Source organism: Paenibacillus riograndensis SBR5, from assembly GCF_000981585.1.
GTDB classification, from domain to species: Bacteria; Bacillota; Bacilli; order Paenibacillales; family Paenibacillaceae; genus Paenibacillus_AQ; species Paenibacillus_AQ riograndensis.
In genome coordinates this window covers 2,672,808-2,697,569 of record NZ_LN831776.1, presented here as the reverse complement: position 1 = coordinate 2,697,569, position 24,762 = coordinate 2,672,808, and the positions used below count along the sequence as shown (strand labels likewise).

At 49.3% G+C, this 24,762-nt stretch carries 25 protein-coding genes; 5 read left to right on the top strand and 20 right to left on the bottom strand.

All coding sequences use genetic code 11. From position 1 onward, the window contains the following. Window positions 1-87 precede the first annotated feature (87 nt). On the top strand, window positions 88-336 hold the full coding sequence (locus PRIO_RS10845) for a DUF7667 family protein (RefSeq protein ID WP_020426737.1): 249 nt from the start codon (window positions 88-90) through the stop codon (window positions 334-336). 690 nt (window positions 337-1,026) lie between these two features. Here the strand turns inward: PRIO_RS10845 and PRIO_RS10840 are convergent. Next, window positions 1,027-2,886 carry an ABC transporter ATP-binding protein gene (locus tag PRIO_RS10840; protein WP_020426739.1) on the bottom strand — a complete coding sequence of 620 codons (1,860 nt, stop codon included), beginning with the start codon at window positions 2,884-2,886 and terminating at the stop codon, window positions 1,027-1,029. Then, complete coding sequence (locus PRIO_RS10835; RefSeq protein WP_020426740.1) at window positions 2,883-4,652, bottom strand: ABC transporter ATP-binding protein; 1,770 nt, start codon at window positions 4,650-4,652, stop codon at window positions 2,883-2,885. The genes PRIO_RS10840 and PRIO_RS10835 overlap by 4 nt, the downstream gene beginning before the upstream one ends. Before the next feature lie 52 nt (window positions 4,653-4,704). Here PRIO_RS10835 and PRIO_RS35495 point away from each other — a divergent pair, with 52 nt between their 5' ends. Then, window positions 4,705-5,016: a hypothetical protein gene (locus PRIO_RS35495; RefSeq protein ID WP_141639055.1), complete on the top strand. Its 312-nt coding sequence runs from the start codon at window positions 4,705-4,707 to the stop codon at window positions 5,014-5,016. On the opposite strand, the gene PRIO_RS10830 is transcribed toward PRIO_RS35495, so the two are convergent. After that, on the bottom strand, window positions 5,013-5,534 hold the full coding sequence (locus PRIO_RS10830; protein ID WP_020426742.1) for a GNAT family N-acetyltransferase: 522 nt from the start codon (window positions 5,532-5,534) through the stop codon (window positions 5,013-5,015). The two genes, PRIO_RS35495 and PRIO_RS10830, sit on opposite strands and share 4 nt — an antisense overlap. A gap of 181 nt (window positions 5,535-5,715) precedes the next feature. Between PRIO_RS10830 and PRIO_RS10825 the strand changes: the two genes are divergently transcribed. Next, a complete protein-coding gene (locus tag PRIO_RS10825; RefSeq protein ID WP_020426743.1) occupies window positions 5,716-6,168 on the top strand; it encodes a GNAT family N-acetyltransferase in 453 nt (150 codons plus the stop codon). A 150-nt stretch (window positions 6,169-6,318) separates the two neighbouring features. Here PRIO_RS10825 and mprF read toward each other — a convergent pair whose 3' ends face one another. The 3 genes from mprF to PRIO_RS10810 are packed head-to-tail and all read right to left on the bottom strand — an operon-like array spanning window position 6,319 to window position 10,493. Beyond that, the gene (mprF, locus tag PRIO_RS10820) at window positions 6,319-8,967 is read right to left on the bottom strand and encodes a bifunctional lysylphosphatidylglycerol flippase/synthetase MprF (protein ID WP_046502282.1); all 2,649 of its coding nucleotides are present in this window, start codon (window positions 8,965-8,967) and stop codon (window positions 6,319-6,321) included. A 48-nt stretch (window positions 8,968-9,015) separates the two neighbouring features. Then, window positions 9,016-9,777 carry an ABC transporter permease gene (locus tag PRIO_RS10815; RefSeq protein ID WP_020426745.1) on the bottom strand — a complete coding sequence of 254 codons (762 nt, stop codon included), beginning with the start codon at window positions 9,775-9,777 and terminating at the stop codon, window positions 9,016-9,018. Continuing rightward, window positions 9,774-10,493 (bottom strand): ABC transporter ATP-binding protein, encoded by a 720-nt coding sequence (locus PRIO_RS10810; RefSeq protein ID WP_020426746.1) that lies wholly within the window; start codon window positions 10,491-10,493, stop codon window positions 9,774-9,776. Before PRIO_RS10810 ends, PRIO_RS10815 begins: the two co-directional genes overlap by 4 nt. Before the next feature lie 159 nt (window positions 10,494-10,652). On the opposite strand from PRIO_RS10810, the gene PRIO_RS10805 reads away from it, so the two are divergent. Then, window positions 10,653-11,510 carry an alkaline phosphatase family protein gene (locus PRIO_RS10805; protein WP_020426747.1) on the top strand — a complete coding sequence of 286 codons (858 nt, stop codon included), beginning with the start codon at window positions 10,653-10,655 and terminating at the stop codon, window positions 11,508-11,510. Window positions 11,511-11,531: 21 nt separating this feature from the next. On the opposite strand, the gene bacA is transcribed toward PRIO_RS10805, so the two are convergent. The 10 genes from bacA to PRIO_RS10760 all read right to left on the bottom strand — a co-directional run bounded on the left by bacA (window position 11,532) and on the right by PRIO_RS10760 (window position 19,899). Beyond that, window positions 11,532-12,350, bottom strand: coding sequence for an undecaprenyl-diphosphate phosphatase (gene bacA / locus PRIO_RS10800; protein ID WP_046502279.1), 819 nt, complete (start codon window positions 12,348-12,350; stop codon window positions 11,532-11,534). 171 nt (window positions 12,351-12,521) lie between these two features. Beyond that, complete coding sequence (locus PRIO_RS10795; RefSeq protein ID WP_020426749.1) at window positions 12,522-13,460, bottom strand: hypothetical protein; 939 nt, start codon at window positions 13,458-13,460, stop codon at window positions 12,522-12,524. Between the two features lie 264 nt (window positions 13,461-13,724). Beyond that, window positions 13,725-14,480, bottom strand: a complete 756-nt coding sequence (locus PRIO_RS10790; protein WP_082118089.1) for a COG4705 family protein — start codon at window positions 14,478-14,480, stop codon at window positions 13,725-13,727. Between the two features lie 2 nt (window positions 14,481-14,482). Next, a complete protein-coding gene (locus tag PRIO_RS10785; RefSeq protein WP_020426751.1) occupies window positions 14,483-15,232 on the bottom strand; it encodes an ABC transporter permease in 750 nt (249 codons plus the stop codon). Continuing rightward, window positions 15,207-15,962, bottom strand: a complete 756-nt coding sequence (locus PRIO_RS10780; protein ID WP_020426752.1) for an ABC transporter ATP-binding protein — start codon at window positions 15,960-15,962, stop codon at window positions 15,207-15,209. The genes PRIO_RS10785 and PRIO_RS10780 overlap by 26 nt, the downstream gene beginning before the upstream one ends. A gap of 171 nt (window positions 15,963-16,133) precedes the next feature. Beyond that, window positions 16,134-16,823 (bottom strand): response regulator transcription factor, encoded by a 690-nt coding sequence (locus PRIO_RS10775; RefSeq protein ID WP_020426753.1) that lies wholly within the window; start codon window positions 16,821-16,823, stop codon window positions 16,134-16,136. Continuing rightward, the gene (locus PRIO_RS10770) at window positions 16,820-18,286 is read right to left on the bottom strand and encodes a HAMP domain-containing sensor histidine kinase (RefSeq protein WP_046502276.1); all 1,467 of its coding nucleotides are present in this window, start codon (window positions 18,284-18,286) and stop codon (window positions 16,820-16,822) included. The genes PRIO_RS10775 and PRIO_RS10770 overlap by 4 nt, the downstream gene beginning before the upstream one ends. Before the next feature lie 185 nt (window positions 18,287-18,471). Continuing rightward, entirely contained in the window at window positions 18,472-18,828 is a 357-nt protein-coding gene (locus PRIO_RS10765) for a DedA family protein (protein WP_020426756.1), read from the bottom strand. A 112-nt stretch (window positions 18,829-18,940) separates the two neighbouring features. Next, on the bottom strand, window positions 18,941-19,057 hold the full coding sequence (locus PRIO_RS37455) for a divergent PAP2 family protein (protein ID WP_407944490.1): 117 nt from the start codon (window positions 19,055-19,057) through the stop codon (window positions 18,941-18,943). A gap of 581 nt (window positions 19,058-19,638) precedes the next feature. Then, window positions 19,639-19,899: a PPP2R3 domain-containing protein gene (locus PRIO_RS10760; protein ID WP_167345606.1), complete on the bottom strand. Its 261-nt coding sequence runs from the start codon at window positions 19,897-19,899 to the stop codon at window positions 19,639-19,641. A gap of 44 nt (window positions 19,900-19,943) precedes the next feature. Between PRIO_RS10760 and PRIO_RS36705 the strand changes: the two genes are divergently transcribed. After that, complete coding sequence (locus PRIO_RS36705) at window positions 19,944-20,207, top strand: tyrosine-type recombinase/integrase (RefSeq protein ID WP_046502272.1); 264 nt, start codon at window positions 19,944-19,946, stop codon at window positions 20,205-20,207. A gap of 172 nt (window positions 20,208-20,379) precedes the next feature. On the opposite strand, the gene sufB is transcribed toward PRIO_RS36705, so the two are convergent. From sufB to sufD, 4 genes are read right to left on the bottom strand one after another with little or no spacing between them, the layout of a single operon-like run. After that, window positions 20,380-21,777, bottom strand: coding sequence for a Fe-S cluster assembly protein SufB (gene sufB, locus PRIO_RS10750; RefSeq protein WP_020426758.1), 1,398 nt, complete (start codon window positions 21,775-21,777; stop codon window positions 20,380-20,382). 19 nt (window positions 21,778-21,796) lie between these two features. Continuing rightward, on the bottom strand, window positions 21,797-22,237 hold the full coding sequence (gene sufU / locus PRIO_RS10745; protein ID WP_020426759.1) for a Fe-S cluster assembly sulfur transfer protein SufU: 441 nt from the start codon (window positions 22,235-22,237) through the stop codon (window positions 21,797-21,799). Continuing rightward, the gene (locus PRIO_RS10740; RefSeq protein WP_020426760.1) at window positions 22,224-23,450 is read right to left on the bottom strand and encodes a cysteine desulfurase; all 1,227 of its coding nucleotides are present in this window, start codon (window positions 23,448-23,450) and stop codon (window positions 22,224-22,226) included. The genes sufU and PRIO_RS10740 overlap by 14 nt, the downstream gene beginning before the upstream one ends. Next, complete coding sequence (gene sufD, locus PRIO_RS10735; protein WP_020426761.1) at window positions 23,447-24,748, bottom strand: Fe-S cluster assembly protein SufD; 1,302 nt, start codon at window positions 24,746-24,748, stop codon at window positions 23,447-23,449. Before sufD ends, PRIO_RS10740 begins: the two co-directional genes overlap by 4 nt. Window positions 24,749-24,762: the final 14 nt, after the last annotated feature.

Genomic DNA, 24,762 nt, shown 5'->3' with positions numbered 1-24,762 from the left:
ATAATTTTTCCAGGTATTTGCGTCCGGGTTTGGAAGCCATTTTCAATGGCCAGGCTGATAACATTACAAAACGTTCAGGGGGAAAACATGCTAGGCATCCATCAGCGGCTTGCGGAGCTGTACATGTTAAGCTGTCAGCGGGCGCTGACAAGCGAAGAAGAAACCGAGCAGCGGCATTGTCTGCAGGCGAACGCCATGTACTGCTGGGAAATGGCACGGCTGAACAACGAGGCAAGGCTGGCCGCAGATACGGATGATGCCCAGTGGCAGCAGGAGATCAGTGCACAGATGTACGAAGTCCGCGTGACCGGCAGAGCGGGCAAACGGCGCAAATGACCGCAGACTAAAGCAGCGGCTGTACTGCAATTACAATGAGTTAATCTTAAAGTCAGTCAGCTCCTAAGAAGGAAGCAGCATGATTAAAGGAATATTTGAAACCCATATCAATGTCAGCGACTACGCCAAGTCCGCCCAATTTTACGAAAAAATTGCCCGGCGTTCTGCCTTTACATGAAGACACTGCGCGGAAATCAAAATTCTATGGGTGGACAAGCCCGGTGAATCCTTGCTGGGTATCCGGGAGAATTATCCAACCCCGCTCGTGCAGCGGCAGCATTTTGCGTTTAGATTAGATCACATGCGGAGCTTGAACTTATGCTCTGGCAGGATTGGGAGCTGCTGCATGGCGGAAACATCCGCTGAATACTGCTGATTCGGATTAACCGGCGCTAACTGCATTTCATACCACTAAAAAGCAGATTCCCGCCGCTGTCTCAGCTTTAGTTGCACTTCGTACACTTAAAAACCTGTCATCTTAGAAAATGAGAGCAATTCGCCATTTTTAATTGTACGAAATACAGTTGTCTCCACAATTATGTAATCTTGCGCCATTGTAATTGCAGTAAATACAGTTATCTGCCCATTAGAGGTCAAGGACTGATATTTCTTAATTCAATGTACTCATTCAAAAATAAAGCAGCCCCTTCCACACTTGAACGTGCCGGAAAGGGCTGCTGCTGTTATAGGCTACAGGAAGCGGAATTGTGCTTCGATCAAGCCGTTATAGATGCCGTCATGCGCCGTAAGCTCGGCATGGGTTCCTTCTTCCTTGATCTCTCCGTGATCAAGAACGACAATCTTATCCGCATGGCGGATGGTTGACAGCCGGTGCGCGACAATAAAGGAGGTCCGGCCCTGGAGCAGAATCTTCAGCGCCTCCTGAATCTTGATCTCCGTCTCGGTGTCAATGCTTGCAGTCGCCTCATCCAGGATCAGAATCCGCGGATTGGCCAGCAGCGCCCGGGCAAAGGACAGCAATTGGCGCTGCCCCATAGAGAGCGCACTGCCGCGTTCCTCGACCTCGGTATCGTAGCCTCCGGGCAGCTTGCTGATGAATTCATGCGCATCCACGGCTTTGGCTGCCTCCTCGACCTCCTGATCGGTAGCATCCAACCGCCCGAAGCGGATGTTGTCCCGGATCGTCCCCGAGAAAATAAAGGTATCCTGCAGCACAATCCCGATCTGCTCGCGCAGGCTCTGCAGCGTAACCTCGCGTGTGTCTTGGCCGTCGATGGTGATGCTGCCGCTCTTGATATCATAGAACCGGCCGATCAGGTTAATGATTGTGCTTTTGCCCGAGCCGGTATGCCCGACAAGTGCAATCGACTGGCCGGCCTTAACGTCAAGGTCGATACCCTTCAGCGCGGCCCGCCCTTTTTCATATTCAAAGACGACCTTATTAAATTTAATGTCGCCCTTAATCTTCGGCAGCGGTGTTGCCCCAGGATTATCTTGTACAGAAGGCTGCTCATCCAGATATTCAAAGATCCGTTCCGAGGAAGCCATCGCCACCAGCAGCTGGTTATACATCTGCCCGAGCCGGTTGATCGGGTCCCAGAAATTGCTGACATAAGAGCTGAACGCCACCAGGAACCCTACCGTAAGTTCACCGGTCTGGATCAGATAAGCCCCGAACCAGAACAGAATCATCGTGCCGAAGCCGCCTGTAATTTCGATAATCGGGCCAAACGCCTGGTTCATCGCCGAAGCCTTGTTCCAGGATTTCCGGCTATCCATGTTCATGGCGTCGAAATAGTTCATATTTTCCTTCTCCTGGGTATACGCCTGAGTGACCCGGATCCCTTGAATCGACTCATTCAGATGGGAGTTGATCCGTGAGTTCTTCATCCGCACATCCTGCCAGGCTATCCGGATCTTCTGGCGCAGCTTCGTGGAGACAAAAAACATAATGGGTACAGTAATCATAACTGCAAGCCCCAGCTTCCAGTTGATCAGCAGCAGAATCACCATGATTCCGAGCAGCTGCACACAGTCGATCATCAAGTTGACGACGCCGTTCGTGAACAGGTCCTGCAGGGAGTTGATATCATTGGTAACCCGCACCAGCACTGAGCCCGCCGGACGTTTATCAAAAAAGTTGAAAGAAAGCTTTTGAATATGCCGGAACAGGTCTGAGCGCAGATCATAGATCACCCGCTGTCCAATGACATTTGTATATTTGATCCGGTAGACCCCGGCAATCCATTGGATCAGATAAAGCACAATCACAATAGCAGTCAGTGTATACAGCAGTGTGAGGCTGGGATTCCCCGACTTGGGGGCAATCGCCTTGTCAATGGCCATACTCGTCAGGTAAGGGACGGTCAGCTTCGTAACGGTGCCGAGGATCATCATGACCAGCACCAGCGGCAGCATCTGCCGTGCATAAGGCTTCATATAACTGAACAGCCGGGTGAACTGTTTCCAGTCAAACGCCTTGTCGATGACATCATCGTCCTTGTATACGAACCGTTCCTCCAGGCTCTGCTCCTGGGCCGTACTTTGCTTTATTTTTGCGGTATTCCCTTGGTTCGCTTCCAGCTTCATGCCGGATCACCTGCCCCTCTTCCATTGCCCCTGGCGAGATAATCGGCGTACTGAATCCGGTAGACATCCTGATAAGGGCCCGGAACCTCAATCAGCTCCTGGTGGGTGCCCTGCTGAACCATATTCCCCTCGTTCATAACAATAATCTGATCGGCATGCCGCAGCGAGGAAATCCGGTGGGCAATAATCAGGGTAGTCCGCCCGCGCATAACCTCCTGGAACCCGGCCTGGATCTCATGCTCTGTCTCCATATCGACGGCACTGGTTGCATCATCGAGAATAAGAATCCGCGGATTCTTCAGGAGCGCCCTGGCAATAGCTATGCGCTGCTTCTGGCCGCCCGATAGCCCCATCCCCCGCTCGCCCACCACCGTGTCATACCCTTCGGGCATTTCCATAATGAAATCATGGGCTTTGGCGAGCTTGGCGGCGCGGATAATCTCCTCCATGCCCACATTTTTCAGGCCGTACGAAATATTATTGCGGATGGAAGAGGAGAACAGGAACGTTTCCTGGAACACCGTGGCAATCTGCGACCGCAGGCTGCGTACATTATATTCACGGATATCCACGCCATCCAGCCGGATACTGCCTTTATTCACATCATAAGCCCGCATCATCAACTGAATAATTGTTGACTTCCCGGAGCCGGTCCCGCCGAGGAACCCAATGACTGCACCCGGTGGGGCGCTGAAATGAATATCCTTGACCGCAGGCATTTTGTTGCCGTAGGCAAACGTCACATGATCAAAAACAACCTCACCCTTCACTTCAGCAGCCACAAGCTCACGGGCATTCTCTTTATCCTTCACATCGATGTGCTGGTTAAGCACTTCAAGCACGCGTTCTCCGGAAGCTTTGGATTGCGTATAGTTGTTGATATGGAAACCAAGACCCCATACAGGGCCGATTATATACCAGATTAAGCTGAAAAAGGCTACAAGCTCACCAAGCGACATATGCCCCTTGATTACCAGCGTTCCGCCAACCCCGAGCAAGATCGCCACACTGACCGAAGCCAGAAGCTCCATCACCGGGAAAAACTTGCTCCACAGCTCTGCGGCAAAAATCTGATTATCCTTATAGCGTTCATTACGGTGCGAGAACTTCTCTACCTCGTAAGCCTCCCTGGCAAACGATTTGACGGTCCGCACACCGGTGACATTCTCCTGGACAGCCGTTGTAAGAGAGCTCAGCGCAAGCCGCATCTCCTGAAAGGCCGGATGAATCTTGGATTCGAACCGGAAGGCGACCGCAGCCAGAAACGGCATGGTGATCAGCGTAATCAGTGTAAGCTGCCAATTGATCGCGAACATCATAATGGAGCCGAACAACACCATAAAAAACACATTCAGCAGTTGGGCAAATCCGAAACCGATGAACAGCCGGATCGCCTCAAGGTCCCCGGTCAGCCGGGACATCAGGTCACCTGTCTTCGCGGTATCATAATAGCGGAAAGACAGGAATTGCAGCTTCTCATAGCAGGCATTGCGCAGCCGGTAAGCCAGAAAGTTGCCCAGCCGTCCACCAAAAAATCCATGGGCGAACTGCAGACAGGCTTTGACGAATACTACCGCCAATACACTGAGCGCAAGGACGGGGACCTCAGTAAACTTCAGGGGAACAATAACCTCATCAATCAAACGTCTTAACAAATTGGGGGTAATAAGCCCCACTGCAGTTGCGGCAGCCAAACAAAAAATCGACAGAATCAGATAATGCAGCTTCTCCCGATAAAAGCCCCGCAGTTGCCTGAGAACATCCATATCTCTCCTCCTTAAAGCGTTTAATTTTTAGCGCTTCCATTTTAGAGACTTTATGCAGTTTATCACCCCTGTTTTAATGCAGCAAAGTGGAGAAATCACCGTTTTTACGGGTATTCCCGATAAAAGCAGGCTTCTTCCGCAGGAAAAGGATGGCTTCAGCTTTAAATGCTTCCATTTCCTCTTAAATACTATTGGATTAAGATTATCCAAGATTCAGTCTTTTTTCGCGCCGCCAACGGCCAGCCTTTTTTTGTATATTCTGCATAGTTATCCTTTTTCGAATAGCGTGAAGCAGCAAAAAGCTGCCCCTCCAACAGATGATTCTGTTAAGGAACAGCTTTTATGGACATTTTATTCACTTTAAAATGAGCTGTACAAGCAAGTCAGTTTGTCCCGGTTGCGCCTGTTTCTATATTCTGTTTCCTTCTTCAAGCCTAGTTTGATGGCCACCCCTTCAGAGGCAACATGATCTGCCGGCATATTGATACAGATCCGATCCAATCCAAGTTCCTGAATGGCATAGTTTAAGATGCTTTTGGCTGCTTCATAGGCGTATCCCTGTCTCCAGTAATCCGAATGAATAATATACCCCAAATCGTTTTCCACTCTGCCGTTCAATTCCAACTTAATGATTCCGGCATCCCCGATAAGCCGGCCCGTCTCTTTTAATTCAACTGCCCATCTTCCAAAACCTTGTGTGAGATAAGATTGGATATTCCGTTCAATCCACTCCTCAGTTTGCCTGGATGTGAAAGGGGCCGGCCAGAAAGCCATCGTTAAGGGATCTGACAAAATGGCGGATAAAGCAGCGGTATCCTCGTCTGTGTATTTCCTGATGTTCAGCCGTGCGGTCTCAATGACAATCATGTTATTCCCGCTCATTTAGATACTCTCCTTACTTACTTTGTTATCCAGTAAATCCATACTATACATTACAATAAAAAACCAGCTGATTTCAAGCCGTTTCTTCAGACATAATCCATATGTTAAGATTGGAAATATCAAACTGCCGGAAGAATTTTTGTCACAGGTAAACAGTGAGTCTGGAACGGGGGAAAAGAAAATGCACATCCGAAAGTTAAATGCCAATGAGGTACCGCCATTTGAACTGCTACTGCTAGCCGACCCATCCCGAAAGCTTGTTGAAGAATATCTTCAAAGGGGACAGTGTTTTACCGGCTCTCTGAATGGCCAAATTATTGGAGTCTATGTTCTACTGTCCACAAGACCCGATACAGTTGAATTAGTAAATGTAGCAGTCGATGAAAAGCATCAGGGCAAGGGAATCGGAAAACGGCTTGTAGAGCATGCTGTACAAATAGCCGCTGAATTGGGGTTCAAAACCATTGAAGTGGGCACCGGAAATTCTAGCATAGGACAACTTGCCCTTTATCAGAAATGCGGATTTAGAATCATTGGGATAGACAGGGACTTTTTTATTAGACATTACGATGAAGAAATATTTGAAAACGGCATGCAAGTTATAGATATGATACGACTATCCCAAGATTTATAACTTGATTAATTGGGGATTTCAGACCGTTTCAAATCTAAATGTGGCCCTTGCCAAATCAATTATCGGTTTCAAACGAATTCATTGCTTATTAATCAGAATCGGCACGAATTGGACAAGTATACAGGGAGGATTTCCCCTTTGCCAATCCAATCATTCTTTATTCGGCCGACGGGCAATGAGCCTTACCAGTTCCAGCAGAAGGATCGGCAGCGAAACCTGAGAAGGGTACGCGAGATAGCGGGGCTCCCAGACCGGAGAGAACTTTTCTTTGTATTTTCTAAGGCCCAGGAATCCATACCAATGACCTCCATGCTTAAAAACTAAATGGGCAAGCTTCTCTTCCCGGATGGCGGATTGAGTTTGTCCTACGCTTGATAGGGGAGCCATGCCTAAATTAAAGTATGCATAACCCTGTTCCTTTGCCCATTTTAATAGGCTGACAAATAAATGATCCATTGTTCCGTTAGGTTTAACCGGAAGATTGCGCATGAGATCCACAGACAGTGTGTTGCCATTATCATAGCCGGGTGCCAAAGAGGCAAACGCAATGATCTCACCATTCGGACTAGACAATAAACTGAGTGTGGATTGCTGCAAGTAGTCCTCATCGAACCAGCCGAGCGAAAATCCCTTTTCCTTTTTTCCATCCAGCCACTTTTGCGAAATTTCATACAACTGTTTCATTAAATCTTCTGGATGAGGAGGTTGTACCACCTCAAAGCGGAAGCCTTCACGTTCGAACCGGTTAGTAACACTGCGCAGACTTGCGCTTGGTTTACCGCTAAGGGTAAAGTGTTCCAAAGAAACCAAAGCCTCCTCACCCAATTTAAAGAAACGGTATCCATTCTCATGATAAATTGGAAGGTAATGCGGAGAAACCTGATAGAACACAACCGTTAAATCATAAAGGTCTGCAAAACGCTGACTTTCCTGAATGGCTTCACTGACCAAATTCTCTTTACCAATGGGATCACCAAGAACGACGAATTCCCTGCGGACAATAGCATAAGGGATCAACACCTGATCGTTGCATGCCCAAAAAAAGCTTTTATCGCCGGCAAATAATACGTGGGTCAGCAAGTTGCCTTGTTCGTGCTCAAGGAATTTGCGCAATCTGGCCAGTTCTGCATCAGAAGCCCCTTTATTGGTTAACCGGTTTGGCCTAAGAATAAAAAAAAGTGTAATCAGCAGCCAAGCCATTACCAGACCTGCAATTGCAGCCGCAGCATGCTGTTTCGGATTAATAAGCCACATTAGCTTCGCATTCGAAGGCCAATGCTTTAGGATCGCAGGTGGAATCCCTGTAGCAATCAAATCGTAGACATAGGCAGCCAGAAGTGTTACAAGCCCCCAAAGGGCCGCTTTTCCTGGGTCAACAGGTGTAGCGACTCTGAAAAATCGGTTTCGTGATATCCACAGCAGCAATGCCACAATGAGCAGGAAGATAGCTTCCTCAAAATCAAACGCCTTGGTAAATGTGAACAGAGCACCGGCACAAAGAAAGAAAAGAGTCAGCCGGTACGCCCGCTTTACCCGATGCGAAATTCCCCAGGAAAGTACGAGCAGCAATAGGCCAATGATTACGCTTAATTGATGGGACAACCTCATCAGTGGAGCCGACAACAGCTCCTCGGCAAATTGCAGCCGATTGAGCAGGCCTGGTGTAGCAGCAGAGAGCAAAAGCACGATGCCGCTTGCGAATACAAGTTTGCCCAGCGACCAGGCCCCGATCTCCCCGACAACTCCGAGCCGGGTTGGAAATAGCCATATCTTTTGCCAGTTGTTCAACACGCTCTCGTAGCCCGCATTGTCCCGCCCGTCCTCTCCTTCACGGCCCCTGGCAAAATCAAATGCAGCTAGAACAAGACCGATACCCCAGGGGAAAAGGTAGTACAGCAAACGGAATAGAACAAGGACGGCTGCCGTCTTGCCGGATGGGTAACCCAATTGTTGGAGGCCCAGCAGAGCGGTTAAATCGAAGCCGCCAATACCGCCTGGAGCCATACTGAGCAGGCCGGTGATCGCTGAGAGTGTATAGATGCCAAGTGCCTGTGCAAGAGAAAGTGCGGGAAGAAAGCAGGAGCCGATGAGCCAGAAGGAGATACCCGCAAAGGCCCACTCCAATAAGGAAGCGCCGACAGAGGCTGCGATTGTAGCTGCATCCATCCGGGGCAGATTCCGGTTCAGCCACTTTGCGTAAAAGGACGTACGCTGCAATATCAAGTATCCAGGTAGATACAAGGCGGCTGCCCATACCGCATATATCGTCCAGGGATGAGATTGCAGGACAGGCTGCATAGGCAGTATGCCGAGAATCCCAGCCCATGAGAGTACAGAAAGGCCGGTTATTGTAATCGTGGAGAGGAAAGCGATGGATGCAGTAATGGTCTGCGCAGGAATTTTCCGCTTGCGGTATAGGAATGTCCGCAAAGCAGCTCCGGCAATCCCGGAGAAGCCTATGACGCTATTGGAGGTATTAGCGATCCATGAATATCGAAAGGTCTCCCAGAAACTGAGTGGAATTTGGAAATGACGCCGGAGAACAAAATCGTATAGACTAACCGTTGCAACCGCGATCAGCGCAAATCCAAACAACAGAAGTACAGTCGCCGGCTTCATATGGTGGAGAGTGTGAAGAGTGCCGGCCCAGTCAATTCTTCGAAACTCCTTCTGCCCTTCCCAGTAAATGAACAGAATCACCGCTGCAGGAATAATGATCTGAACCAGCTTATAGCGGTAGAGAGCTGAGAATAGCTTTACAATCTGCAATCGTCGAAGAATTTCCCGGAACCTTTTCATAGGCGCGCCTCGCTTTCTTTCACCTATGGTTCCCCATTTGAATAGTGCTTAATCCATAGCTCCCGGCAGCTTAAGCCGCAGATCGGCGGTGAAGAACAGCCGGTAGATGAGCACGCTCAGCAGCATACTTGTAACTGCGGCGGAGGCGGTGAAGGAGAATACAATCAGAATCTGATAGCGCACGGCTATTACCGGATCGGCTCCGGCAATAATCATCCCGGTCATCATGCCGGGGAGCTGCACAAGGCCCACCGTCTTCATGCCGTCAATCGTAGGGATCATACTGAATTTCACGGCTCTCGCCCTAACCTTCTGCATGGCCTGCTGAGCCGTGGCTCCAAGCGACAGCAGCGTTTCGATTTCTCCCTTGTTCTGCTGCATTTCATGCTTGAGGTGGTTGATGAACAGCCCGGAGACGACCATTGCGCTGCCGATGGTCATTCCGCTGATTGGAATGATATACTGCGGGTTGGCTTTGATAATATGCAGCCCGAGCAATATCCCCATCATCAGAAGCTCCATCGCTGAGATCGCCACGGCAATTCTCCAGACCAGTCCGGGCAGTCCCTTTCCCCGCTTAGCAGCATTCCATGAGGCGACACCGATCATAAAGACAATAATCAAGACGACAAAAATAATATGCTCCGCCTGGAAAATAAACTGCAGCACATAACCAACCGCCAGGAGCTGAACCGCTGACCGTATGGTTCCGACGGCAATATCTTTTTCCAGGCCGAGCTTTTGCCAGATGGAGACCAGCATGGTCCCCATAACAAACAGAAGCGTAAAACTTAATGCGGTTAATGTCATGGATGCACGGCTCCTTTCAAGGATTGCTCAAAATAAGAAGCAGTGCTGTATTCCCGCATCCCACCTTTGTCCATAGCCCATGTCCGATTGCTGATTCTATGGGCCTGCTCCGGATCATGGGTAACCCATATCAAGGTTATCCCTTCTTCCTTATGCCGGTTCAGCAACAGTGCTTCGACCTTCCTTGTGCTGTCAATATCCAGTGAAGCTGTGGCCTCATCCAGCAAAAGAATGCTTGGCCGAAGCAGCAGCGTGCGGATCAATGAGATGCGCTGTTTCTCTCCGCCGGAGCAATCCTCCGCTTTTTTGGCAAGGTCCAGGTGATCAAGCCCAAGCTGCTCCATAAGCTGCGCACCAAGAGCAGCATCATAGGGCTGTCCATGCAGCCTGCTGACCGTACGCAAATTATCCTCGATGCTGCCGGGCAGCATTACCGCTTGTTGGGCCACATAGGCAACCGCCATTCGCCATTCACGCGGATTTGAATTTTTAAATGAAGCGCCGTTCAGCAGCAAATCTCCTTGATCCGGTATGTCCAGCAAGGCCAATATCCGCAGCAGCGTGCTTTTCCCCTGTCCAGAAGCGCCGATAAGCGCAACCCGCTCCGGCTTGGAGATTTCAGCAGAGATACGTGAGAACAAATACCTGCTCTCCCCCTTCGCTTCAGCCTCCCAATTGAATTTGGCCAGATTATGTATTTCAAATACAGCACTCATAGTGCATCTCCCCTCTCATAAAATCTATCCATAATCAGCAGCACCCTATATTATAAGCATTCAGCCCATCACATGCATGAGGATAGTTAAGAAAGTTTTAATAAATTGAGTTTAGTATGAAGAGTATTCCAGTAAGCTGCCCAGAAGAGAGGAGAAAATATGTTTAAATCGAAATGGATCATAGCTTCAATAGCTTTATGTACTTTGGGAGCGAGTTCCCTCGTTCATCCCGGCTCAGCAACTGCTGCCCAGCCAGCCCCGGCATCGAAATCTGCGTATGATCATATTGTCATAGTTGTTGAAGAAAATCATTCCTCACGGAAAATTCTGAATAACTCTTCAGCTCCATTTATGAACAGCTTGGCTAAACAAGGATTGAGCCTCACCAATCACTATGCCATCACACATCCAAGTCAGCCGAATTACATTGAGCTGTTCTCCGGCTCCAATCAGGGCGTAACAGACGACTTGTCCCATCCCCGGACGAACCACGCCAATTTGGCTTCTGAGCTTATTAGCCACGGGTATTCCTTTGGCGGCTATTCAGAAGGTCTGCCCAAGGTGGGATATACCGGTCCTTATGACCTGAGCACAAAATATGCAAGAAAACATAACCCTTGGGTCAATTTCTCCAATCTGCCGTCCAGCATCAACATGCCGTTAACCAGCTTCCCCAAGGATTTCAATCAGCTTCCGACCGTTTCTTTTGTCATACCGAATCTAAATAATGACATGCATGACGGCAGCATTAAGACTGCAGACCAGTGGCTCAAGAGTCATCTGTCCGCCTATGCTGTCTGGGCCGCTAACCACAATAGCCTTCTTATCGTTACCTGGGATGAAGATGATATGAGTGAGCATAACAAAATACCAACCTTCATAGTTGGCGCTAAGGTCAAGAAAGGCTCTTATACTGTAAAAACAAATCATTACTCATTGCTCCGCACTCTTGAAGATATGTATGGACTGAACACCCTTGGAAAAAGCAAAGCTGCCCAGCCCATCAAAATAAGGTAAGAATGCAGAACAAGCCTTTAATTATTTGCTGATCAGATAGATCAAAAATACCGCAGCGAGCACAAACCGGTAGTAAGCAAACGGTGCGAGCTTCAGCCGTTCAAGCAGTTTCAGGAAGGTAATCACGGCGAGCAGGGCAACAACAAAGGCGACAATAAACCCGGTGATAAAAAATCCGGCGTCGGAAGCCGTTAAGGTATGGTAGCTTTTTAGCAGCTCATAACCGCTTGCGGCTACCATCATCGGAATGGCAATGAGGAAGGAGAAATTGGTTGCCGCTTTGTAGCCCGCACCTGCCAGCAGGCCCCCGGCAATCGTTGCTCCCGAACGGGAGAAGCCCGGCCATAAGGACAGGCACTGGAACAAACCGATGGTGATCGCTTGCTTGTAGGATAGCTGATCAATATTCTCTGCCTGTATTGCAGTGCGTTTGTATTGACCAAGCAGCATGAACAAGCCTCCCAGAACAAGTCCTGCGAGCACTGTATAGGGAGAGAACAAATACGTTTTGATGAAGGAATGCAGGACGAGTCCCAGCACCATAGCAGGCAAGCAGGCCAGGATGACATGGATCAGGTTCAATTTCTGCTTCGCATTCGTATTTCCATTCTCGGAATCGACTTTTACTAATCCCAGCAAGCCAAGAATCCGCCGCCAGTAAATGACTGCCACGGCAAGAATGGCTCCAAGCTGAATAATGATTTCGAAGGTATCGGCTTTTTCTCCGGTGAATCCAAGGAGCTCTCCGCTCAGTATGAGATGGCCTGTGGAGGATACCGGCAGGAATTCCGTGATCCCCTCAACAATACCTTGAATGATAGCAATGATGTAATCATGCATGTATAACTGGCTCCTCTCTGCTGTAATTATGGATAGGGCTATTCATAGAAGCGCGGATAAGAACAATACTGCTCTTATCCGCGTTTTGTTTAGCGCGAAATATAAGGATAAAGTATAGCGTGAAACTTATTCTTTCTTATATTTTCAAAAAAAGTTGTCAGCTGCTCCGGCTTATTCGTGATGTCTGCCCTCATGATCATCCTTCACCTGCACCACTTGCTTACCTGTTAAATCAACCGAATCAGGAGTTGTTCCATTAATAGCAGACAACTGGACATCCAGGCTAGCAGTTAATGTATGTGAAGCTCCCTGGGCATCCTGTCCGGTAAATGTGATGTCAAATTGCTGGCGCTGAATTTCATTGGCAGGACTAACTACCGCATGCAAGCTGATGCTTTGAATCTGGACGCCATCTGTCAGAGCAATATCCTTGGCACTAAACAGACTTTGCCGAAACAGCTCCTCAGGATCGCTTTGCTTCGCTGCACTGCCGCTCTCCGTGGAATGCTCCCATTTGGACTGTTCCGAAAGATGCTTGAAAGCAACCGGTGCGAGGGCCTGCACCACAGCCGGGATTTGTGCGTTGTCTAGCTGGAGTGAAATATCCTTGGAGCCGCCCTCTCCTGCAGTGGATATGATCTCATTCTTCAAATTTCCGATCAATGCATCAATGACCGTCTCTCCTTGAGAGCTGAACCAAGCCTCGTCCTTGGTCTCCTTCCCTGCTTCCCGATCATCCTTCTCTGCCTTGTCCTGCTTCACATAATAAATATCCGAAGCATCGCTCTTCCAGACTTGCCCGTCAGGCTGACTGTACAGGCTGATGGTCTGAGCACCTGTTTTCCCGCTGATCTTGACGGTTCCGCTCACGGCTTCATTTTGCCGACTTGCCTTCAAGTTGCTCTGGGCCTGGCTAAGCAGGGAACCATTGTCCTTAAGAACAGCATCTGCCTGAACCGTAACACTTGTCAGATTCTGCGCTGTATTCTTGAGCGCAGCCTTGTAATCCTCATAGCCCGAGGTCCCTGCAAACGCCGTAAGTCCGGTAGCTAACATTACAGCACCGCTAATCCCAACCGCGCTTCCGGTCAATAGCCACTTCTTCTTCATTCTTTTACCTTCCTTCCACTGCTGAATTTATCTTGCAACCCAAGCCTAAGCGATAATCCTAAATTCGCAGTGAAGAGACTATTAAATAAATCTTAAATTATAGGGAATACGGATTAAATTCAGTCAGCTTCTCTCTGCGGGCAAATATACATGCGGGCGACAGCAGATGCATGATCGAACCATTTGCCCATCGTTGGAGGTCAAAATAAGCACTACAGGATTCAGATTGGAATTCTTAATTCCATATGAACTCTGAGACTGAATCTATAGTACAACCTGGTCTTTCTTGGTTTTCGTCAAGTAAAGGACCAGTCCAAGGATGATTGCTATAAAGATGATACTGGTACCGGTCGTACCCAGTTGGAGTCCGCCTTCGCTGCGGGGCTGCGACAGATAATCACCCAGCGATGCACCCAAAGGGCGGGTCAGTATATAAGCCAGCCAGAAGGCTGTGACAGCGTTCAGCTTGAGGCGGAAGTGCGCCAGCGTTACGGCACCAATCAGCGCGGCAAAAATGACTGCCGATATCCAGTACCCGAGATTCAGACTTTCAGCGACAAGATCTCCGGCTGCGGTACCCAGGGCAAACGTAAAGAGAATGGCCAGCCAGTAAAAGGCTTCCCGTTTTTTTGTGGTAATGGAGTGAATCGACAGCATCTTCTCGCTGGCATACCAAGCCACAAAAGTCATCGCCAGTGCCAGTGAAAAGAATATCGTTGTCGTTTCCAGCGGAACTCCGAGATTGTCTACAAGGTTGTCAGTAATAAGTGTTCCTACCACACTGATCAGCACGACGGCCAGCCAATACATTGAGGGCACGTATTTAGTGGCGGACATCTGAAAGAACAGAGAGATTAGCAGCAGACCGGTCATCACCAGAGTTGTGAGGGTCAAGCCCCAATTGAGATTGAAATTCAGAAAATCTGCTGCTGTTTCCCCCACCGTAGTGGCCATGATTTTAATGATCCAGAAAAAAATCGTAACCTGCGGTACCTTGTTCCATAGTTGGCGTTCGTTCATAGCTATACCTCCTTGCGTTCGAATAGAATATATCCCAGCGTGGAAAACATCAGCAGCCCGGCCAGCAGAAATAATGAAGTGGTGGCAAGCCTGCCTGTGGAAACGGTATGGCTTAACCATAAGGAATACCAGTCTGTATAGGATGCTATAGAAAAATAAGAAAAGCCGTTAATCAAGTAAGGAACTGTTTTTGCCCCGGTATATAACAGAATGGAAAAGACCAGAAATCCGCCGGCGCTGCGAAAAAATTGAGCGGTGAATACAAATAATGCTGCAAGAGAGCACATGGACAGAAACGCTGCTGCGTAGGCTTTCAGCATACTGAAGAGATTGAGGCCTCCTGTACCGGGAGTCCCGAACAACAGGTTGCACAGTGTGCTTGCCGTTCCCAGAAGCAGCAGCAGCATGCCGATTGCTATACCGAGGGCAAGGAATTTAGCAGTGTATGCCCCGAGTCTCGTAATCGGCCGCAGCAGCGCCAGCTTCAGGGTACGTGACGAAATTTCCTGTGGAAATAAATCGGCAATCTCCACGATCATGAAGAGAGGGATCACGAAGACGGTGTAGATCTCCAGCATTTGGACAGGATAGGAAGGACTGACCGCAATCATCCCCAGAACAGGCTTCAGAGAATGGAAAAGTAAAATCAGCAGTACTGGAAGAATGATGGACACCATGAAAAAGAAGATGGTTTTTTTGTGGTAGATCATGAGCATCAGTTCATTTCTAAGTGCTGCGGTTAAGCCGTCCATCGTCCAACAGCTCCTTTCCTTTTTGCAGTTCGGCAATGTAATATTGCTCAAGGGAAGTATTGTCAGCTAACAGTTCATGCACATTGCCTTCCCGTACCAGAACGCCTTGCTGCAGAATGCCTACTCTGTTGCAGAGCTGTTCCAATTCATGAATCATGTGGCTTGAAATCAGGAAGGTGATTCCCTGTTCACCCGATAATTGCTTAACCAGAGCGCGAAAATGAACCACTCCTTCGATATCCAGCCCATTGGTTGGCTCATCCCAGATTACAAATTCCGGATGGTGCAGAATGGAGGAGGCCATGGCAAGCTTTTGCTTCATACCGGTGGAGAAGTGCCTTATCTTTTCTTTGGCAAAAGCTGCAAGACCCACGGCCTCCAGCACTTCATCTATCCGCTGCGGCGGCAGCTCCGGATAGAAGCTTGCATTCAGCTTCAAATATTGGCGTGCTGTGACATAATCGTAAAAATCGGCCGATTCAATCATGCAGCCCACCTTCCTCATACTCGATGCGAAGGATTGTTCCAGATCTTGTCCAAACAATGAAATGCTCCCAAAGCTCGGAGCAATCAGTCCGGACAGCATTTTCAGAAGCGTAGTTTTACCGGCACCGTTAGGTCCGAGCAATCCGTAGATATCTCCCATGTTCAGCTCCAAATTCACACCACTGATGCCTCTGCCGTTATGGAACTCTTTGCTCACTCCTGTCAGCTTGGCTATACTCTCCATGCCTTCTCCCCCTTGGCGTAACCTTTTATCCTTTTCCAGTAAGCTTTCACGCAAATTTAGAGTAAAGGATAAATCTAAAATACCTGTGAACAGACCCTTAAATAATTCTTAACTCCGGAGCACACAAAAAAAGCCAAAGCATCCCGAAGGCTTTGGCTTTTTTGCTTATATTCAGGAGCGGAACCGATATCCTGCACCCCAAAGAGTCTCGATGTATAGCGGATTGGCAGAATCCTCTTCGATTTTCTCGCGGAGCTTGCGGATATGCACGGTTACCGTCTGGGTATCTCCAAGAGAATCAACACCCCATAACCGCTCAAAGAGCTGGTCCTTGCTGAATACATGATTGGGATGCTGCGCCAGAAAGTAGAGCAGATCGAATTCCTTTGTGGTCAGCGACACCTCCTCATCCCGGATAAAAGCGCGGCGGGAGTCCGGATTCAGCCTGAGCCCCCTAATTTCCAGCTCACTCGTGGATGATCCCCGGCCCTTGAGGCGGTCATACCGGGACAAATGTGCTTTTACTCTGGCAACCAGTTCAGCGGGTTTAAAGGGCTTGGTCATATAATCATCCGCTCCAAGACCCAGCCCGCGCACAATGTCGATATCCTCCCGTCTGGCGGTGACCATCAGGATGGGAATATCAAGCTCGCCGCGAATCCTTTTGCATACCTCGAAACCGTTCAGCTTGGGCAGCATGACATCCAGCACAATGAGCTCGAACTTCCCGCTAAGGCTGAGCTCCAGGCCTTGTTCTCCATTTACGGCGATTTCGGTCTGATATCCATTCATCTCCAGATAATCCCGCTGAAGCTCGGCAATCGAAGGCTCATCTTCCACAATCAGTATCGTCCGCTTCATTCTCCTGCGCCTCCTTCTTCGATCGGTAAAACAATACGGATCTCCGTCCCTTCGCCTTCCTTACTGTCCGCATGAATCGTTCCCCCATGCTCCAGAATAATCTGTCTGGCGATGGCAAGGCCCAGTCCGCTGCCGCCGGTATTCGTATTCCTGGACTGTTCCGCCCGGTAAAACCGTTCAAAGATATGCCCGGCCGCTTCCGGGGGAATGCCCGGCCCATTATCACCAATGGCCAACGTAAAGTTTTTTCCCTCAACCAGAGTCTGCACCGTGATTCTCTTCTCAGGCTTATCCATATACTTTAGACTGTTCTGAATGATATTGCCCAGCACACGCTTGAATGAGTCACGGTCTACCGATATCCGTGCCGCTTCCCCGCCGTTCATGTCAATTTGCAGATCAACCTGCTGCTTCTCCAGCTCCACCTCCAGCTCCTCAGCCCAGTCCTTCAGGAAGGGCAGAATGGGGACAGATTCAAAAGAAAAGGGCAGCTTCTGCATATCCAGCTTCGAGAACAGAAACAATTCATCAATCAGGTGATCCATTTCACCGGCCTTGGCAGCAATCGTACGCATATATTTTTCATTTTTTTCCGGCGAATCCGCCACACCTTCCAATATTCCGTCCACATAGCCTTTAATGGCAGTGATGGGTGTCTTTAAATCATGGGAGATATTCGTAATCAGCTCTTTGCGGTTGGATTCATATTGCTGCTGCATGAGAAGTGATTGCTGAAGTCTTGATCTCATTTCTTCAAAAGCCATCCCAAGCTGACCCAACTCATCCTTGCTGTCAATTTTCACCCTGAAATCCAAATTCCCCTCTGTCACTAATCCCGCCGCTTCGCGCAGTTCCAGTAAGGGATGGATAATCTTTCTGGACATATAGGTGGTCAACAGCGTATGCGTCAGCAGCAGGACGACTACGGTAGAAAGGAACAGAATCGGGAAAAAAGTCCTCACGAAGTGAACCAGAGGATCCGTTTTGCTGATCAGAAAAATACTTACCGGCTCTGATGCTTTCGATAATAAGTCAAATTGAGCGATCTGATACCAGTTATTATTATATTTCTTCCGAAAAGGTTCTTCATGAACCCCTGCATTCTTGAAAGCTGGCAGTTCATCCAACAATCCCTGTTCAAGCAGAAGACCCTTTGAAGCATACATTGTCTTCTGGTCAGAGCGGATGAATAGTGAAGTGTTCTTCTTGAGCATGTCCGCCGACAAATCGTCCAAAAAAACGGTGTCCGTAAGCAAATCTGTGTTTTGCATAAAGGTGTGCTTGATCAGATTGCGGGTATCCCGCTCTTCCATACCTTCAAATTTATTCTCATATGCGCTTTTTAGGCTTTGTACATCACCATGATAGACGATTGTCAGCAGCGAGGCCGTCAGGAGAAGCAGGAGCAGCGGTACGATTAGCATTGCCGCATAAGACAGCAGAAATTTCAAACGAATGGACATATCCGGTAATCACCCTGTCTCTAATATTTCCAGAATGTACTTATCATACGACATTTCATGCAGCATACGAAAGTACAAGTCGGAAACCTATGCCGCCCGTTCCTTCTTTCTGCGCAACAGCCACCATGCCAGCAGCAGCACCACAACTCCACATATAGCATAGCTCACCGGATGTAAATATTGCTCTACAATGCTCCAGTTCCCTCCCCAAATCGCGCAAACCAGCGTTCCGCCTGTTCCAGATGATGTGCATTCAAAAGTATATATTTACCGTACTTATCGAGCAGCCTCCTGCCCCCGGCTCTGCCAACATAATAGGCAAGGATTGACCCGATGAGATTCCCAACGGCTCCGGCAACAACAACTTCTGCAAACGTTAGTGATCCCTGGGCAACCAGAAACCCGCCGCTGAGCATAATCACCTCACTGGGAATGGGAATGCAGGCGCTCTCCAGGATCATTCCGATCCAAATTCCCCAGATTCCCATTGTATCCACAAGGTGGAGCGCCGTTTCAGATATCGAGGCCAGCAGTTGCTGCATTGTTTCCCCTCCGTTTCATCTAGAAAATAGTATTCAATATAAAGCTGATTGCGACCCCCAGCACCAATCCGGCCAATACTTCAAGCGGTCGATGGCCGAGAAGCTCCTTGAGTTATACAGCTGGTGCCTCACCTTTCGTGATCTGCGAAAAATTATTGCTTATCTGATTTAATAGAGCAGCATGCATCCCTGCATGACGGCGGATACCCGCTGCATCATACATTGTGATCGCGCATAATAACCTGGGCCAGGATCATAGAGATTAAGGCGGATACAAGGGGGAAACTATAGATAGTATGCGTATGCAATGTCGGTAAACCTCCTGTTATCAACTGGGTCCGTTTAATCAAAGTGTAATGCCTATGTATAAACTGGTCATGAAACAAATCTTAAGCGTTTATTAATTTAATTTTATCTATACCGGAGAATTTCACCTCCTTCTAAGAAGTGTCTGGTATAGTAGAACAAAAAAATCAAAGGGAGTTCAACCATTCTTTGCATGTACCCTTCCATTTTGCTTCAGGTGGAACCATTCCGTTTCTTTCTCATGCTTGGCATTTTGTATTTGGGCGTGTCCAACTTCAAGCAAAATTTGTTTATGTGGCTATTTATTCCTTATTTTGCAGCTAGATCTTTGTAGTTCCACCTGTTATTGATGCCAAAAATTATCCGGCCGATGAGATGAACTTTATCTTGCAGTGGACACCGGATGGTTCCCGGCCCAAAGTTTTTGCCCGGTACGGAGCTTCCGGTTATGTCATGTTCCGTGGCGGGGATGTGCTTTGTGACGGCAGCTTATGATCATCCGGATTATGTGATTGTAAGCAATGGAGTCTCTCGTAATAGCTCGCTATACTCACCAACTGCTTCAGACAACACACCCAACGCTGTCTCGAATTGATTTTCAAAGCCTGCTTCTGTAAGTAGCTTTTGAGCCAACCGCTGCCGAAGAATCTGTTTGGCTTCATCCTGAAGCTTGCTCTGAAGAACAGCATCATTAGGAATGACCTTCTTATGACCATGCTCCTCCATCTTGCTCTCCAGCCATTGAATAAATTGTGGTGTGGTCATAGCATTCAACAAGCATTCGAATAGAAACGGATGTGGTGGGAGTTTTGGAGAAATTTAAAACTATTCAAGACAACCTCATAATGAATAGCCCAACATTCCATCAAAACAAAGACGGGATCATTTTCCAAAACTTTCTTGGCAATTACTTAACTCCTTCGACTGTGCGTGAGTCAATTGAAAAATACTGCACTAAAGCAGGGGTTGAATATAAGGGGACACATGGATTCCGGCATACTCATGCTGTTTTGCTTCTTGAGTCTGGAGCAAGTCTTCTGTTTGTATCCAAACGGCTGGTCACAAAACAATAAAAACCACAGCGGACACATATCTTTCGATAACTCAAAAAATAGAAAAAGACGAACTTGAAAAGTTCGCCTCATACACTAAAAAAGAAATTGAATCGGCACAAAATCGGCACGACCTTTTAATCCCCTCGCAATAAACCCCCATAAAGGCTGATATATCAAGCTTTTCAGAAGGTTATCCTATACTGCCTTCCATCTCGAACTTGATAAGACGGTTCATTTCTACCGCATATTCCATCGGCAGTTCTTTGGTGAAGGGCTCAATGAAGCCCATAACGATCATCTGGGTAGCTTCAGCTTCGGTAAGACCACGGCTCATCAGGTAGAACAGCTGCTCCTCGGATACCTTGGAGACGGTCGCTTCATGCTCCAGCACGATGTTGTCGTTCATGATCTCATTGTAAGGAATGGTGTCAGAAGTGGACTGGTTATCCAGAATCAGCGTATCGCATTTGATGTTCGACTTGGCGCCTTCCGCCTTGCGGCCGAAGGAAGCAAGACCACGGTACGTTACTTTACCGCCGTGTTTGCTGATCGACTTGGAGACAATTGTCGAAGTGGTGTCCGGTGCCAAGTGAATCATTTTGGCTCCTGCATCCTGGTGCTGGTCTTTGCCTGCAACCGCGATGGACAATACAGAACCTTTGGCTCCGCGGCCTTTGAGCACCACCGCAGGATATTTCATCGTCAGCTTGGAGCCGATGTTGCCGTCGACCCATTCCATCGTTGCATTCTCTTCAGCAACGGCACGTTTGGTCACCAGGTTATAGATGTTCGGCGCCCAGTTCTGAATGGTGGTGTAACGGACGCGCGCGTTCTTCATGCACAGGATCTCTACCACCGCACTATGCAGAGAGTTCGTGCTGTAGATTGGAGCGGTACAGCCCTCTACATAATGCACGAAGCTGTCTTCGTCGGCCAGAATCAGGGTACGCTCGAATTGGCCCATGTTCTCGGAGTTAATACGGAAGTAGGCCTGCAGAGGCACTTCACATTTCACGCCCTTCGGAACATAAATGAAGCTTCCGCCCGACCATACCGCGCTGTTCAAAGCGGCAAATTTGTTATCCGCAGGCGGGATAATGGTGCCGAAGAACTTCTTGAACAGCTCCGGGTGCTCCCGCAGCGCCGTGTCGGTATCGGTGAAGATGACGCCTTGATCTTCAAGGTTCTTCTGCATGCTGTGGTAGACCACCTCGGATTCGTACTGCGCCGAGACACCTGCCAGGAATTTCTGTTCCGCTTCCGGAATCCCCAGCTTATCGAAGGTTTCCTTGATCTCGGAAGGTACTTCCTCCCAGGTCTTCCCTTGCTTCTCGGAAGGTCTTACATAATACTGGATATCATCAAAATCCAATTCGTCAAGATTGCCGCCCCATTTAGGCATCGGCATTTTATAGAACTGCTCCAGAGCTTTCAGGCGGAAATCCAGCATCCATTCCGGCTCATTTTTGATGGCGGAGATTTCCTTAACAATTTCGGCCGTAAGTCCTTTACCAGACTGGAATATCGACTTATGCTCGTCACGGAACCCATATTGGTACTCTTCCATATCAGGCGCTTTCTTAGCCATGGTGTCAGCCTCCTTGTTTTTAATGTTCTTGGTGATGCTCTTCTTCCACGTCTATGCCTTTGCGCAGCGCGTTCCATGCGAGTGTCGCACATTTGATCCGCGCCGGAAATTTATTAACACCGGAAAGGGCTTCGATATCTTCGTAATCTTCAAAATCCACTGCTTCCCCCTTCATCAGGGAGGAGAACCGGTCAGCCAGCTCAAGCGCATGCTCTACGGTCTGGCCTTTGACCGCTTCCGTCATCATGGAAGCCGACGACATGCTGATCGAACAGCCTTCGCCGCTGTAACGGGCGTCCTTCACGACGCCATCCTCCACCTTAAGCTGGAGCGTAATACGGTCGCCGCAGGTAGGGTTGTTCAGCTCGATCTTCAAGGCGTCATCTGCAAAAGAACCACGGTTCCGGGGATTTTTATAATGATCCATAATTACACGTCTATACAAGTCATCCAAGTTCATAGCCGAAATACTCCTTTGCCTTAATTAAGGCTTGGACCAGCGCATCTACATCCTGTTCTGAGTTGTACAGGTAGAAGCTGGCCCGGGCCGTCGAACTGACCTGCAGCCAGCGCATCAGCGGCTGGCAGCAGTGATGCCCGGCACGAACAGCCACGCCTTCCGCATCCAGCACCGTAGCCACATCATGCGGATGGACATCTCCGAGATTGAAGGTCACCACGCCGACTTTACGGTTTCTCGGACCATAAATCGTCAGGCCGTCCACCTCCGAAAGGCGCTGCTCCGCGTAAGCGGCCAGCTCCATCTCATGACGGTGGATTTCATCCAGCCCGATTTCCTGCAGGAAATCAATCGCTGCCCCGAGGCCGACCGCACCGGCAATGATCGGTGTGCCGCCTTCAAACTTCCAGGGCAGCTCCTTCCAGGTAGAATCATAAAGGCCGACGTCGTCGATCATTTCACCGCCGAACTCCACCGGCTCCATGGCTTCCAGCAGGGCCTTCTTGCCGTACAGGGCACCGATGCCGGTAGGCGCAAGCATCTTGTGGCCGGACAGTGCGTAGAAATCGCAGTCGAGATCCTGAACATCCACCTTCATATGAGGCGTGCTCTGGGCCCCGTCGACAACGATTACTGCGCCGTGGCGGTGAGCGATGGCTGCCAGCTCTTTTACCGGATGGGAAATGCCCATTACATTCGAGACATACGCTATGGCGACGATCTTGGTCTTATCCGTAATCGTCTGCTCGGCATCCTCAAGCGTGATGGACCCGTCCTTCTGCAGAGGAATGAACTTCAGGGTTGCCCCTGTCTTCTTCGCCAGCTGCTGCCATGGAATAAAGTTGCTGTGATGCTCCATCTGGGTGATGACGATCTCGTCGCCTTCACCAACATTGCCCGGGCCGTAAGACGAAGCTACAATATTCAGAGCCGTCGTTGTGCCGCGGGTAAAGATAATCTCCTTCGTGCTGCGGGCGTTAATGAACTTGGCCAGCTTCTCGCGGGCCCCCTCGTAAGCATCCGTAGCCCGGCTGCCGAGCGTATGGACACCGCGGTGCACGTTGGAGTTATCCCATTCATAATAGGACTTCACGGCTTCGATGACCTGGCGCGGCTTCTGTGAGGTTGCCGCGCTGTCCAGGTATACCAGAGGATGCCCGTTGATTGTCTGGTTCAGTATGGGAAATTGCTCCCGGATGGCGCTGCTGATCATTGGCCTAACTTCCTTTCCACAAGAGATTGGAGCTGATTGCGCAGTCCCTCCAGTGGAATTTGCGACACTACAGGTGCAAGGAAGCCGTAAATGATCAGTGTTTCTGCATCATGCCGCGAAATTCCGCGGGACATCAGGTAGTATACCTGCTCGTAATTGACCTGTCCTACGGAAGCGGCATGGCCTGCTGTTACATCATCTTCGTCTATAAGCAGGATCGGATTGGCGTCTCCGCGCGCCTGAGGACTCAGCATCAGAACTTTTTCCGTCTGCTGGCCGTCGGCCCGGGTTGCGCCCTTCTCGATCTTCGTAATTCCGTTAATAATGGAGGTTGCCGCATCCCGCATCACCGCACGGGTGATCATGTCACTCGGCGTGTTTTTGCCGAAATGCTGCGCCTGGGTCGTATAGTTCAGCTTCTGCGAGCCTGATCCCACTGCGATGACTTTGGCATCGGAGCTTGCCCCGTTGCCCTTCAGCACCGACTTGGTGTCGCTGGCTGTATCCCCATAGTTCATCTCGCCGACAATCCATTCAATCGTTCCGTCATTCTCCACAACGGCGCGGCGGTAAGTCACGTCAGTCGTATCCTCACCTAACTGATGCACTGTGGCATAGCGGACTTTGGCTCCTGCGCCCACGAACACCTCAACCGCACCATTGTGCAGTCCGGCTTCAGTTTTGTCCGACACATAGTTGTCGACATAGGTCACTGAGCTGTTCGTGTCGGCAACAATCAGAATATGCGGAACAAAAGCCGCTTCGGCATCGTCGGTAAGCAGCACCGCCTGCAGCGGGGTCTCGACCACCACGTTCTTCGGAACATAGAGGAATACCCCGCCGTTCCAAAGGGCCGCATGCAGCGCGGCTAAAGAGTGCTCATCAGGTAGTACGGCCTTATGCAGATAGCGCTGCACCAGATCGCCGTGCTCTTTGACCGCAGTCTGCAAATCGGTGAAAATTACGCCTTGTGCTGCAAGCTCCGGTGCAAGGCGGACATAGATGGCGCCGGAGTTGCGCTGTATAATCAGGCTGCCTTCCTCCTGATCCTTGATCAGTGCGGCAACAGAAGCAGGGGCTTCACTAAGTGCAGTGATGGTCTGGCCTGCTTTGTAGGTTCCATAGTTATTCACATTCCAGCGGTCAATCCGGGTCTTCTCCAGTTTCGGCAGTGCCAGGCCAGCGGCCAGCGTAAGTGCGTTTAACCGGCTGTCCTTCAGCCAGCCCGGCTCGCCGCTGCTCTGCGACCAATCGGTGAGCAGCTGTGCATCCACCGGAAGAATGGTTTGTGTCGTCATAAGTGGTTTCCTCC